The sequence below is a fragment of the Reyranella sp. genome (genome assembly GCF_017305915.1).
Classification (GTDB): Bacteria; Pseudomonadota; Alphaproteobacteria; order Reyranellales; family Reyranellaceae; genus Reyranella.
The window spans coordinates 215,467-228,159 of sequence record NZ_JAFKJN010000010.1; the positions used below are offsets into that span (position 1 = coordinate 215,467).

Sequence of the window (12,693 nt, forward strand, 5' to 3'; positions counted from 1 at the left end):
AGTATCGCTTAATGCGCGAAGATATCCTCTTCCGGCCAGCCCGCGATATCGAGCCGGGCGCGGCTGGGCAGGAAGGTGAAAGCCGCCTGGGCCAGCTCGGTCCGGCCTTCGCGCGCCAGCAGGGCGTCGAGCTTGGCCTTCAAGGCGTGCAGATACAGGACGTCGGAGGCGGCGTAGCTGAGCTGCTCGTCGGTCAGCGTCTCGGCGCCCCAGTCGGAGGTCTGCTGCTGCTTGGAGATCTCGACCCCCAGCAGGTCCTTGCAGAGGTCCTTGAGGCCGTGCCGGTCGGTGAAGGTGCGGACCAGCTTGGCGGCGATCTTGGTGCACCAGACCGGCTCGCAGCGCACGCCCAGCGCATGCTCGAGCACGGCGATGTCGAAGCGGCCGAAATGGAAGAGCTTCAGCACCTTCGGATCGGCCAGCAGGGCCGCCAGCCGCGGCGCCTGGTAGGGCCCGCGCGGCATCTGCACCAGATGGGCATTGCCGTCGCCGCCCGAGAGCTGGATCAGGCACAGCCGGTCGCGATGCGGGTGGAGGCCCATCGTCTCCGTGTCGATCGCCACCACCGGGCCAAACGTGACGTCGGCCGGCAAATCGCCGCGGTGAAGCTTGATAGCCATTTAAGGGGTGCCTCTCTTGCCTCGCATGGTGCCCAGGAGAAGACTCGAACTTCCACGCCTCTCGGCGCTAGTACCTGAAACTAGTGCGTCTACCAATTCCGCCACCTGGGCACGGCATGCGGGCTAGAGGGACGGGGAATTAAGGTCCGGCCGCCGATATGTCAACCGCAGCAATGCTTGCGCCGTAACGGCGATGAGTTATAGGCAGCGGCCATGACCATTCGCCAGATCACCGTCTTCGGCGGCAGCGGCTTCGTCGGCCGCGCCATCGTCCAGGCCCTGGCCCGCGAGGGCTACATGATCCGGGTGGCGGTCCGCCGGCTCGGGCCGGCCAATCCGGTGAAGGCGTTCGGCGACGTCGGCCAGATCAACCTGATACAGGCCAACCTCAGGATGCCGGCGTCGGTGACGGCAGCCGTCCAGGGCAGCGACGCGGTGGTCAATGCCGCCGGCATCCCATTCCAGCGCGGCAAGCAGACCTATCAGGCGGTCCACGCCGACGGCGCGCGCAACATCGCCCAGGCCTGCGCCACCGCGGGCATCCAGCGGCTGGTCCATATCTCGGGCATCGGCGCCGACAACCGCAGCTCGAGCAACGCCTATCTCAAGTCCAAGGTCGCGGCCGAGGACGCGGTCGTCGCGGGCTTCACCAGCGCCACCATCCTACGGCCGAGCGTGGTGTTCGGGCCCAACGACGCGCTGTTCACGCGGCTTGCCAGCATCGCCCGCTCGGCCCCTTTCGTGCCGCTGGTCGGCGACGGCTCGGCCAAGGTCCAGCCGGTGTTCTCGGCCGATGTCGGCCGCGCCGTCGTGGCCGTGTTGCAGCGGCCGGACACCGCCCGCACGGTGTTCGAGCTGGGCGGCCCGCGGGTCTACAGCTACCGCGAGATCGTCAAGCTGATGCTGACCGCGATCGACCGCCGGAAGGCGATCGTCGGCCTGCCGGCGCCGCTGATGAAGCTGGCAGGCTTCTTCGCCCAGCAGATCGGCCGGTTCGGCCTGATGCCGCCGATCACCGCCGACCAGGTCGAGCTGATGCTGCACGACAATGTCGTGCGGCCCGGCGCCAACACCTTCGCGACCCTGGGCCTCGAGCCCGCGGCTCCCGAGGCGATCCTGCCGACCTATCTGGATCGCTTCCGGGTCGGCGGCCGCTACAACCAGGACGCTCCGACCTAAGTCGGCACCCCGGCCCGGCATGCCGCCTTGGGCTGAGTACTTACGCTTGCCGCATATGATCCTTTTTTGGAACTAATTCATCAAACCTTTATTCTCTTCTTCGGCAGAACCGTCGCATGAGAAATCAATCTCATAAAAATAGGTCAACTAAAGCGGGCAAAGACGCAGCATTCGCGCTCGAGGCGCACTTCTTGCGTAATAAAATTTCACACAACTGGTGTATGGGGCCCCTCATGGCCGAAAGGATGCTGAAGTTCGTCGGAACGCCGCAGGCCCAGCCCGAAAAGCGGCCGGCCGCGGAGCGTCGTCGCGACTTCCAGGAGATCTACGCCCAGTACGCCCGGGACAAGGCGGCCGAGCAGGCCGCGCGCTGCTCGCAATGTGGCGTGCCGTTCTGTCAAATCCATTGCCCGCTGCACAACAACATCCCCGACTGGCTGAAGCTCACGGCGGAAGGCCGGCTCGACGAGGCCTACGAGCTCTCCTCGGCGACCAACAACTTTCCGGAAATCTGCGGCCGCATCTGCCCACAGGACCGGCTGTGCGAGGGCAACTGCGTCATCGAGAAGGGCTTCGAATCGGTGACCATCGGCTCGGTCGAGAAGTTCATCACCGACACCGCCTGGGAACAGGGCTGGGTGAAGCCGATCCAGCCGCGCCGCGAGCGACCGGAGAGCGTCGGCATCGTCGGCGCCGGCCCCGCGGGCCTCGCCGCCGCCGAGCAGCTGCGCCGCAAGGGCTACCAGGTCGCGATCTACGATCGCTACGACCGGGTCGGTGGCCTGCTGATCTACGGCATCCCCAACTTCAAGCTCGAGAAGGAGATCGTGCAGCGCCGCGAGATGCTGCTGCGCCACTCCAAGGTCGCCTTCCACCTGAATTGCGAAGTCGGCCGCGACGTGACGATGGCCGAGCTGCGCCAGCGTCATGCCGCGGTGCTGATTGCGACCGGCGTCTACGAGGCGCGCGACACCGCGGCGCCCGGCGTCGGCCTGCCCGGCATTCACGCCGCACTGGACTATCTCACGGCGTCGAACCGCCAGGGGCTGGGCGACGCGGTGCCTGACTTCGAGTCAGGGGCGCTCGACGCCAAGGGCAAGAACGTCGTCGTGATCGGCGGCGGCGACACCGCGATGGATTGCGTGCGCACCGCGGTGCGCCAGGGGGCGAAGTCGGTGAAGTGCCTCTACCGCCGCGACCGCGCCAACATGCCGGGCTCGCAGCGCGAGGTGAAGCACGCCGAGGAGGAAGGCGTCGAGTTCGTGTGGCTCTCCGCGCCGCAGGCCTTCCTCGGCAAGGACGCGGTGAGCCACGTCCGCTCCGTCCGCATCCATCTCGGCATGCCCGACGCCTCGGGCCGCCAGGCGCCGCAGGAGATCCCCAACAGCCACGTCAACATCGAGGCCGACCTGGTGCTGAAGGCGCTGGGCTTCGACCCCGAGGACCTGCCGGCGATGTTCGATACCGATCTCGCGGTCACCGGCTGGAACACGCTCAAGATCGACTGGCGCAGCATGATGACCAGCCTCGACGGCGTATTCGCCGCCGGCGACATCGTGCGCGGCGCCTCGCTGGTGGTGTGGGCGGTGCGCGACGGCCGCGACGCCGCCGAGCGCATCCATTCGTATCTGACGGCCACGGCCCTCATGACCGCGAACGGGGCCGCGCTGCAAGTCGCGGCGGAGTGAGACGATGCTGACGCTCTACGACTTCATGGGCTCGGGCAACGGCTACAAGGTGCGCCTGCTGCTGGCGCAGCTCGGCCTCGAGTACACGCTGGTCGAGCGTGACATCCTGAAGGGCGAGACGCGCACGCCGGAGTTCCTCGCCAAGAACCCCAACGGCCGCATCCCGACCCTGCAGCTCGAGGACGGCACGCACCTTGCCGAATCGGACGCGATCCTCTGGTACCTCGCCGAAGGCACCCGGTTCGCGCCCGAGACGAGGCTCGAGCGGGCGCAGACGCTGCAATGGATGTTCTTCGAGCAGTACAGCCACGAGCCCTACATCGCCGTGGCGCGCTTCTGGAAGCATTTCTTCGCCAAGCTGACGCCGCAGCAGGAGATCGAGCTGCCGAGCCGCATGGAGAAGGGCTACGCGGCGCTCGGCGTGATGGAGCGCCATCTCGCGCGCAACCGCTTCTTCGTCGGCGATCGCTACGGTATCGCCGACATCGCCCTCTACGGCTACACCCATGTCGCGTGCGAAGGCGACTTCAACCTCGACAACTTCCCGCAGGTCAACGCCTGGCTGGCGCGGGTCGCCGACGAGCCGGGCCACGTCATCATGGAACACAAGAACTAGCCGGAGGAGAGACCGTCATGCCGATGATCAACGTGCAGATGTTCGAGGGTCGCACCACCGAGCAGCGCCGAAAACTGGCGAAGGAACTGACCGACGCCACCTGCAAGGCCCTCGGCTGCACGCCCGACGCCGTCCAGATCATCCTGACGGACGTGAAGAAAGAAAACTGGGCCGAAGCCGGGAAGCTGTTTTCTGACACGTAGAGAGAAGAGATGACCCCTCCGCCCGCGTGAGACGCGGGCACCTCCCCCGCTGACGGGGGAGGAGAGCTTTCCTCCCCATTCAGATGGGGAGGTGGCGCGAAGCGCCAGAGGGGTCAGAAAGGTATCGCCAAATGTCCGCCACCGAATTCGTCCGCCAATACCTCGAAGGCACCAAGACGCTCACGTCGGCCTACGGCTACAACCCCGCCGAAGGATCGGACTCCTGCGGCGTCGGCCTGGTCGTGTCGCTCGACGGCAAGCGCCGCCGTGACGTCGTCGTGGCGGGCATCGATGCCCTGAAGGCGGTGTGGCACAGGGGCGCCGTCGATGCCGACGGCAAGACCGGCGACGGCGCCGGCATCCACATCGAGATCCCGCAGGACTTCTTCAAGGAGCACATCCGCGATTCGTCCGGCCAGGACGTGCAGGGCGGCCGCATCGCCGTCGGCACGGTGTTCCTGCCGCGCACCGACATGAGCGCGCAGGAGCGCTGCCGCACCATCGTCGAGACCGAGATCCTGCGCTTCGGCCATCAGATCCTGGGCTGGCGCCAGGTGCCGGTCGACGTCTCGGTGATCGGCGAGAAGGCCAACGCCACGCGCCCGGAGATCGAGCAGATCCTGATCGGCCGCGGCGATCCCAGGCTCGACAATCGCGAGTTCGAGAAGCAGCTCTACATCCTGCGCCGGCGCATGGAGAAGGCGGCGATCGCCGAGAACCTCTCGGAGTTCTACGTCTGCTCGCTGTCGTGCCGCTCGCTGATCTACAAGGGCATGTTCCTGGCCGAGCACCTGTCGGCCTTCTATCCCGACCTGCTCGACGAGCGCTTCACCTCGCGCTTCGCGATCTTCCACCAGCGCTATTCGACCAACACCTTCCCGCAATGGAAGCTGGCGCAGCCCTTCCGCGTGCTCGCCCACAATGGCGAGATCAACACCATCCTGGGCAACGTCAACTGGATGAAGAGCCACGAGGCGCGGCTCGAGCACGAGGGCTTCGGCCGCGCCATCGAGGACCTCAAGCCGATCGTCCAGCCCGGCGCCTCCGACTCGTCGGCGCTCGACAACGTGTTCGAGCTGCTGGTGCGCGGCCATCGCAACCTGCCGATGGTCAAGGCCATGATGATCCCGGAGGCGTCGGGCTCGAACCCCAACGTGCCGCCCAAGCACCGCGCCATGTACAACTACGTCAACGGCGTGATGGAGCCGTGGGACGGCCCGGCCGCGATCGCCGCCGTCGCCGGCAAGTGGGCGCTGGTCGGCCTCGACCGCAACGGCCTCAGGCCGCTGCGTTACGTCGTGACCGCCGACGACCTGCTGATCGCGGGCTCGGAGTCCGGCATGGTGCCCCAGGACGAGATGAAGATCCTGGAGAAGGGCCGGCTGGGCCCGGGCGAGATGCTGGCGGTCGACATGGACAAGCCGCAGCTCTTCAAGGATCGCGAGCTGAAGGACATGCTGGCCGACACGCACGACTACGCGGCGTGGACGACGCGCACGGTCGAGCTCGATTCGCTGATCAAGCAGGACAGCCCGCACGAGCAGCGCTTCTCAGCCGACGAGCTGCGGCGGCGCCAGTTCGCGGTCGGCTGGTCGGTCGAGGATCTCGAGATGATCCTCCATCCGATGTGCGAGGACGGCAAGGAAGCCGTCGGCTCGATGGGCGACGACTCACCGCTCGCAGTGCTGAGCGACACCTATCGCGGCATGCACCATTACTTCCGGCAGAACTTCAGCCAGGTCACCAACCCGCCGATCGACAGCTTGCGCGAGCGCAATGTCATGACGATCCGCACCCGGCTGGGCAATCTCGGCAACATCCTCGACGAATCGCCCGAGCAGAGCGAGATGTTGTCCTTGCAGTCGCCGATCGTGCTCAACGCCGAGTTCGAGGCGATGCGCAAGTTCATGGGCGAGTCAGCCCAGCGCATCGACTGCACCTTCGCCATCAAGGGCGGCCTCGATGCGATGCGCCAGGCCTTCGACCGGATCTGCAAGGAGGCCGAGGACGCCGTGCGCTCGGGCTGCCTGCACATCGTGCTGACCGACGCCAATGTCGATGCCGACCGCGCCGCGCTGCCGATGATCCTGGCGGCCGGCTGCGTGCACTCCTACCTGGTGCGCCAGTCGCTGCGCACCTTCACCTCGCTCAACGTCCGCTCAGCCGAGTCCCTCGACGTGCATTACGTCGCCGTCATCATCGGCGTCGGTGCGACCACGGTGAACCCCTACCTCGCCGAGGAGACGATCGCGGCCCGCCATGCGCGCGGCCTGTTCGGCAAGCAGACGCTTGCCCAGTGCCTCGCCAACTACAAGAAGGCGCTCGACGAGGGCCTGCTCAAGACCATGAGCAAGATGGGCATCTCGGTGCTGTCGTCGTATCGCGGCGGCTGCAACTTCGAGGCCGTCGGGCTGTCGCGCTCGCTGGTGCAGGAGTTCTTCCCCGGCATGCCCTCCCGCATCTCGGGCATCGGCCTGCGCGGCGTGCAGGAGGAGATCGCCGGGCAGCACGCCAAGGCCTTCGACGAGGACGTGATCGCCCTGCCGATCGGCGGCTTCTACAAGTACCGCCGCGGCGGCGATCACCATAATTTCGAGGGCAACCTCATCCACATGCTGCAGGACGCGGTGAACACCGAGTCCTATGCCAAGTTCAAGAAGTACAGCGAACAGGTGCGCCGCCTGCCGCCGATCAACCTGCGCGACCTGCTGGACTTCAGGGCCGACCGCAAGCCGATCTCGATCGACGAGGTCGAATCGATCACCGAGCTGCGCAAGCGGCTGGTGGCGCCCGGCATCTCGCTGGGCGCGCTCGGGCCGGAAGCGCACGAGACCCTGTCGATCGCCATGAACCGCATCGGCGCCAAGTCCGATTCGGGCGAAGGCGGCGAGGATCCGGCGCGCTACCGGCCGCGGCCCAACGGCGACAATGCCTCGTCGGCGATCAAGCAGGTCGCGTCGGGCCGCTTCGGCGTCACGGCCGAGTATCTCAACAACTGCCGCGAGCTCGAGATCAAGGTCGCGCAGGGCGCCAAGCCCGGCGAAGGCGGCCAGCTGCCGGGCCTCAAGGTCAGCGAGATGATCGCGCGGCTGCGTCATTCGACGCCGGGCGTGACCCTGATCAGCCCGCCGCCGCATCACGACATCTACTCGATCGAGGATCTGGCGCAGCTGATTTACGACCTGAAGCAGATCAATCCCGAGGCGCGCGTGACCGTGAAGCTGGTCGCGCGCTCGGGCATCGGCACCGTCGCGGCGGGCGTCGCCAAGGCCAAGGCCGACGTGATCCTGATCTCCGGCCATTCCGGCGGCACGGGCGCCTCGCCGCAGACCTCGATCAAGTATGCCGGCATCCCCTGGGAGATGGGCCTCTCGGAGGCGCACCAGGTGCTGACCTTGAACCGGCTGCGCGAGAAGGTGCTGCTGCGCACCGACGGCGGCCTCAAGACCGGCCGCGACGTGGTGATCGCCGCCATGCTGGGCGCCGAGGAGTACGGCATCGGCACGGCGTCGCTGATCGCCATGGGCTGCATCATGGTGCGCCAATGCCATTCCAACACCTGCCCGGTCGGCGTCTGCACCCAGGACCCGAAGCTGCGCGCCAAGTTCGAGGGCACGCCGGAGAAGGTGGTCAACCTCTTCTCCTTCGTCGCCGAGGAGGTGCGCGAGATCCTGGCGCAGCTGGGCTACCGCTCGCTGCTCGAGGTCGTGGGCCGCTCGGACCTGCTGAAGCAGACCAGCCGCGGCGCCCGCTATCTCGACGACCTCGACCTGTCGCCATTGCTGGTGCGGGCCGACGGCGGCTCGGGCGCGGTGCATTGCACGGTCAAGGGCCGCAACGAGGTGCCGGACACGCTGGACGCGCAGATGATCCGCGACGCCCAGCCGCTGTTCAGCCATCGCGAGAAGATGCAGCTGCAGTACAGCGTGCGGAACACCCATCGCGCCGTCGGCACGCGGCTCGCCGCCATGATCACCCGCAAGTACGGCATGGCGGGGCTGCAGCCCGACACGGTGACGGTGCGGCTGCGCGGCAGCGCCGGCCAGTCGCTCGGCGCCTTCGCGGTACGCGGCATGAAGCTCGAAGTGTTCGGCGACGCCAACGACTATGTCGGCAAGGGCCTGTCGGGCGGCACCATCGTGGTGAAGCCGACCGTCTCGAGCCCGCTGGTGCCCGAGCACAATGCCATTATCGGCAACACCGTCCTGTATGGTGCGACGGCAGGCAAGCTGTTCGCCTCGGGCAAGGCCGGCGAGCGCTTCGCCGTCCGCAACTCGGGCGCCGACACGGTGGTCGAGGGCGTGGGCTCCAACGGCTGCGAGTACATGACCGGCGGCACGGCGGTGGTGCTGGGCGATGTCGGCGTGAACTTCGGCGCTGGCATGACCGGCGGCATGGCCTTCGTCTACGACCCCGAGGGCGTGTTCGAGCGCAAGGTCAATCCCGACACCGTCGTCTGGCAGCGCGTCGACCATCCGCACTGGGATGCGGCACTCAGGGCGATGGTCGAGGAGCACGTCGCCGAGACCAAGTCGCCGCTCGGCGCGCGGCTGCTGAACGACTGGAACCGCGAGGGGGAGAAGTTCTGGCAGGTCGTGCCGAAGGAGATGCTGTCGCGCCTCCCCGTGCCGCTGTCCGATGTTGAGGAGAAGCGGGCTTAGCTGCTCTGTCGTCCTGAGCGTAAGCGAAGGACCTCATGGCGGTTCAACGAGCACGCTGTTGGCAATCGCCATGAGATCCTTCGCTTCGCTCAGGATGACAGGGACACGCGCCGCCTACGTCCAGCTCGGCCTGAACATCGTCCTGTTCGGCCTGAGCTGGCCGATGGTGAAGATCGGGCTGCAAGGCGCCTCGCCGCTGTGGTTCGCGGCAGCGCGCGCCACCTTGTCGGCGACGGTCGCCTTCATCCTGCTGGCTCTCCTGCGCCGCCTGAAAATCCCGCCGCGCGACGACTGGTCGATCATCCTGTCGGTCGGCGCCCTGCAGCTCGCCTGCTTCTTCGCCTTCTCCAATCTGGGCATGCAGAGCCTGCCGGCGGGCCGCTCGAGCGTGCTCGCCTACACCGCCTCGCTCTGGGTGGTGCCGCTCTCGCTGCTGATCGGCGAGACGGTCGGCTGGCGCGCCTTCGTAGGCGTGCTGCTGGGCGTCGCCGGCATTGTCGTGCTGGCCGACCCGCCGCGCTTCGACTGGAGCGACCAGGGCGTGATCTGGGGCCACATCTGGCTGCTGCTGTCGGGCTTCACCTGGGCGATCGCCATCGTCCATATCCGCCATCACCGCTGGCGCACCGCGCCGCTCGATGCCCTGCCCTGGCAGATGAGCGTCGCCGCCGTCCTGCTGTGGATCGTCACCCCGCTGGTCGAGCCGCACGGCCATCTCGACATCCATGCCAAGGAACTCTGGATCGGCCTGATCTATATCGGTGCCTTCGCGGGCCCGATCGCGACCTGGGCCGCCGTCTCGGTCAACCGCGCCCTGCCGCCGGTCGTCGGCGCCATGGCCATGCTCGGCGTGCCGCTGCTCAGCATCGCCTCGTCGGTCGTGCTGGTGAACGAGCCGATCACCCCGCCGCTGGCGATCGGCACGGCGCTGGTCATCGCCGGCATCGCCGTGGTCATTCTGGAGAAAGCGAAGGTTCGCTGATAGATATGTTTCGATTTCATCGAACGGCCGGAAGATGCCCACTGTCCACACAGTCGCTGACTACAATCCCGACTTCGCCGTAGCCTTAGGTCGATTTGCTGAAGCTTGTTGTATTCTTGAGCGCTCGCTAGAGAGCGCCCTCTTTCGAATTCTTCCCATTACTGACCATATCGGACGCGTTCTTCTGTCCGGTAATCAAATGCGGCGCAACGCAGAGATTCTTCGTGCTCTTGCGATACTACCGGACGTCCCGCTGTCCGATAGCCAGCGTACTCTGATTGAGACGCTGACCCAGCGGATTAACGCTGTTAATGCCGATCGTAGTCGTTTGCTTCACAATCCGGTCATTGACGGAGATAACGACGTTCTTGCGATTGTTCAGCATAAACAAGATGGAACGGGATCCTCCATGATGCCAATTACAACGCACGAGATAGTCGGCTTCGCAGCCGAGGCTAAGGCGATTTCGTGGGAGTTGATTACGCATCTGCCGAGACTTGAATATGACCTGTCAAAGTGGGTACCGGCTGCTCCTTCATATCCGACCAAGCCCTACCCGAAACGGCAATCGCCAAGACAAAAGCGCGAAACCAGAAAGTAGCGCCGATTGCCAGACGGCGACCAGCTCGGCTGTGGAGGAACGGATATGAACTGGGGAACCATGAGCCGCGACGAACGCGACGCGGCCTACAACAACACCAACGCAGTCAAGAACAGCGCCGAGCTGAACGCGGCACGCGAGGCCCAATCGGCGGCCTTCCGCAAGGCCCATCCGCAGCATCTCGACCTGCCGTACGGGCCGGGCGAGCGCAACAAGTGGGACCTGTTTCCCGCGGCCGATCCCAACGCGCCGTGCCTGGTGTTCGTCCATGGCGGCTACTGGCAGCGCAACAGCCGCGAGATGTTCGCCAGCCTGATCGAGGGCCCCTACGCGCACGGCTGGGCGGCGGCGCTGCCGGGCTACACACTGGCGCCCGATGCCTCGCTCACCGAGATCGTGGCCGAGATCAACGCGGCGCTGGACTGGCTGGTGGCCAACGGTCCGGCGCATGGCATCAACGGCAAGGTCGTGCTGTCGGGCTGGTCGGCGGGTGGGCATCTGACGGCGCAATGCCTCGACCATCCGCGGGTCAGCGCCGGGCTGGCGATCTCCGGCATTTTCGAGCTGGGGCCGATCCGCGACACCTATCTCAACGAGAAGCTCCGGCTCTCCGACGAGGAGATCGCCGAGCTGTCGCCGCTGCGGCTGCCGATGGTGCCCAAGCCGCTGGCCATCACCTACGGCACCGCCGAGCTGCCGCCGCTGGTCGCCGACAGCCGCGCGCTGCATGCGAAGCGATCGGCCGAGCACCTGCCCGGTCCGCTGATCCCGGTGGCCGGCGCCGACCATTTCACCATCACCCACGAGCTGCGCGACGCAGACGGGGAACTGACGCGGCAGCTCCTGCTGCTGGCATGAGGCGTGCAGCGCTGCTCGGCATCGCGCTCGTCTGGGCGGCGCCGGCCGAGGCGCAGCGCGACGAGGACATCCGCCGCCTGATCGTCGAGGACTCGCTCGCCCGCTTCCAGGGCTACTGCCCCTGCCCTTATTCCTACGACCGCGGTCAGCAGTGCGCCGACAAGAGCGTCTACAGCCAGCGGGCCGCCCATCCACGCGACCTCTATTGCTATCCGCAGGACGTCCCGCACTGGGAGGTCGAGGATTATCGCCGGCGCATGGGCATCCCGCGGCGCTGACTGGCCACGGAACTGGCACGGGAGTTGCAGACCAAGGTCCCTGAGGGAGGGACCCGTCATGATCCGTCGTCGCCTATTGCTCGGTTCCGGCCTGGCAACGCTTGCCGCACCGGCCGTGCTGCGCGCGCAACCCAAGGCCATCAAGATGGGCTGCCTGCGGCTGGTCCATTCGATGCCGCCGTTCTTCTACGAGAAGTTCGCGCCCGAGGGCACCAAGATCGAGATCGTGATGTTCGACAGCCCGACCGATGGCAAGAACGCCGTGGTCACCAAGTCGGTCGATTTCGGCACCTTCGGCGTCGCTGCCGCCATCCTGGGCGGCGCGGCCGGCGAGCCGGTCGTGGTGGTTGGCGCGATGTCCAACAAGGGCATGGGCGTGATCGCCAAGGCCGGGTCGGACATGAAGACCGTCAAGGACCTCAAGGGCCACAAGGTCGGCATCTGGCCGGGCTCGACGCAGGAGGTCTTCATCTTCGAGCGCCTCAAGATGGAAGGCCTGACGGTGAAGGACATCACGCCCGTCCGCGTGCCGTTCGGCGAGATGCCGGCGATGCTGGCGCGCGGCGACATCGACGCCTATGTCGGCGCCGAGCCGGGCCCGGCGCTGTCGATCACCTCGGGCGCCGGCCAACTCGTGGAATATCCCTACGGCACGCCGATGGGCGGCCTGAACATGATCTTCGGCACCCACGAGGAGACGGTGGCCAAGAACCCCGACCTCGTGAAGGCGATGCTCAAGACCCAGCGCCAGGCGGCGGAGTTCATGTCGGCCAATACGCCGGCGGTGGTCGACGCCACGGTGCAGAAGCTCGGCGCCAACCGCGCCGCGGTCGAGCAGGCGCTGGGCGCCAAGAACGTCGAGTACGTGTGGAAGCTCGACGACAAGGTGCAGGGCCAGGCCAAGACCTACGCCCAGCACATGCTCGACCTCAAGCAGATCCGCGCGCTACCAAAGTTCGAGACCTTCCTCAATCCGAAGTTTTCCAACGAGCTCGCCAACAGCTAGC

The 12,693-nt window shown here is 66.5% G+C and carries 11 protein-coding genes and 1 tRNA gene; 10 read left to right on the top strand and 2 right to left on the bottom strand.

The window, feature by feature from the left end; genetic code table 11:
• Window positions 1-8: 8 nt before the first annotated feature.
• Both J0J01_RS08825 and J0J01_RS08830 read right to left on the bottom strand, forming a co-directional pair.
• Window positions 9-620 carry a ribonuclease H-like domain-containing protein gene (locus J0J01_RS08825; RefSeq protein WP_296379898.1) on the bottom strand — a complete coding sequence of 204 codons (612 nt, stop codon included), beginning with the start codon at window positions 618-620 and terminating at the stop codon, window positions 9-11.
• Between the two features lie 26 nt (window positions 621-646).
• Window positions 647-731: transfer RNA gene (locus J0J01_RS08830), tRNA-Leu, on the bottom strand.
• Between the two features lie 102 nt (window positions 732-833).
• Here J0J01_RS08830 and J0J01_RS08835 point away from each other — a divergent pair.
• The 10 genes from J0J01_RS08835 (at window position 834) to J0J01_RS08880 (ending at window position 12,692) form a co-directional block, all read left to right on the top strand.
• Complete coding sequence (locus tag J0J01_RS08835; RefSeq protein WP_296379899.1) at window positions 834-1,799, top strand: complex I NDUFA9 subunit family protein; 966 nt, start codon at window positions 834-836, stop codon at window positions 1,797-1,799.
• 245 nt (window positions 1,800-2,044) lie between these two features.
• A complete protein-coding gene (locus tag J0J01_RS08840; protein ID WP_296379900.1) occupies window positions 2,045-3,487 on the top strand; it encodes an NAD(P)-dependent oxidoreductase in 1,443 nt (480 codons plus the stop codon).
• 4 nt (window positions 3,488-3,491) lie between these two features.
• Complete coding sequence (locus J0J01_RS08845; RefSeq protein ID WP_296379901.1) at window positions 3,492-4,103, top strand: glutathione S-transferase family protein; 612 nt, start codon at window positions 3,492-3,494, stop codon at window positions 4,101-4,103.
• 17 nt (window positions 4,104-4,120) lie between these two features.
• Window positions 4,121-4,306 carry a 4-oxalocrotonate tautomerase gene (locus tag J0J01_RS08850; protein WP_296379902.1) on the top strand — a complete coding sequence of 62 codons (186 nt, stop codon included), beginning with the start codon at window positions 4,121-4,123 and terminating at the stop codon, window positions 4,304-4,306.
• A gap of 131 nt (window positions 4,307-4,437) precedes the next feature.
• Complete coding sequence (gltB, locus tag J0J01_RS08855; protein ID WP_296379903.1) at window positions 4,438-8,967, top strand: glutamate synthase large subunit; 4,530 nt, start codon at window positions 4,438-4,440, stop codon at window positions 8,965-8,967.
• A gap of 94 nt (window positions 8,968-9,061) precedes the next feature.
• Complete coding sequence (locus J0J01_RS08860) at window positions 9,062-9,949, top strand: DMT family transporter (RefSeq protein WP_296379904.1); 888 nt, start codon at window positions 9,062-9,064, stop codon at window positions 9,947-9,949.
• A 34-nt stretch (window positions 9,950-9,983) separates the two neighbouring features.
• Window positions 9,984-10,550, top strand: coding sequence for a hypothetical protein (locus J0J01_RS08865; protein ID WP_296379905.1), 567 nt, complete (start codon window positions 9,984-9,986; stop codon window positions 10,548-10,550).
• A 60-nt stretch (window positions 10,551-10,610) separates the two neighbouring features.
• Window positions 10,611-11,408 (top strand): alpha/beta hydrolase, encoded by a 798-nt coding sequence (locus tag J0J01_RS08870; RefSeq protein ID WP_296379906.1) that lies wholly within the window; start codon window positions 10,611-10,613, stop codon window positions 11,406-11,408.
• Window positions 11,405-11,686, top strand: a complete 282-nt coding sequence (locus J0J01_RS08875) for a hypothetical protein (RefSeq protein WP_296379907.1) — start codon at window positions 11,405-11,407, stop codon at window positions 11,684-11,686. The genes J0J01_RS08870 and J0J01_RS08875 overlap by 4 nt, the downstream gene beginning before the upstream one ends.
• 58 nt (window positions 11,687-11,744) lie before the next feature.
• On the top strand, window positions 11,745-12,692 hold the full coding sequence (locus J0J01_RS08880; protein WP_296379908.1) for an NrtA/SsuA/CpmA family ABC transporter substrate-binding protein: 948 nt from the start codon (window positions 11,745-11,747) through the stop codon (window positions 12,690-12,692).
• Window position 12,693: the final 1 nt, after the last annotated feature.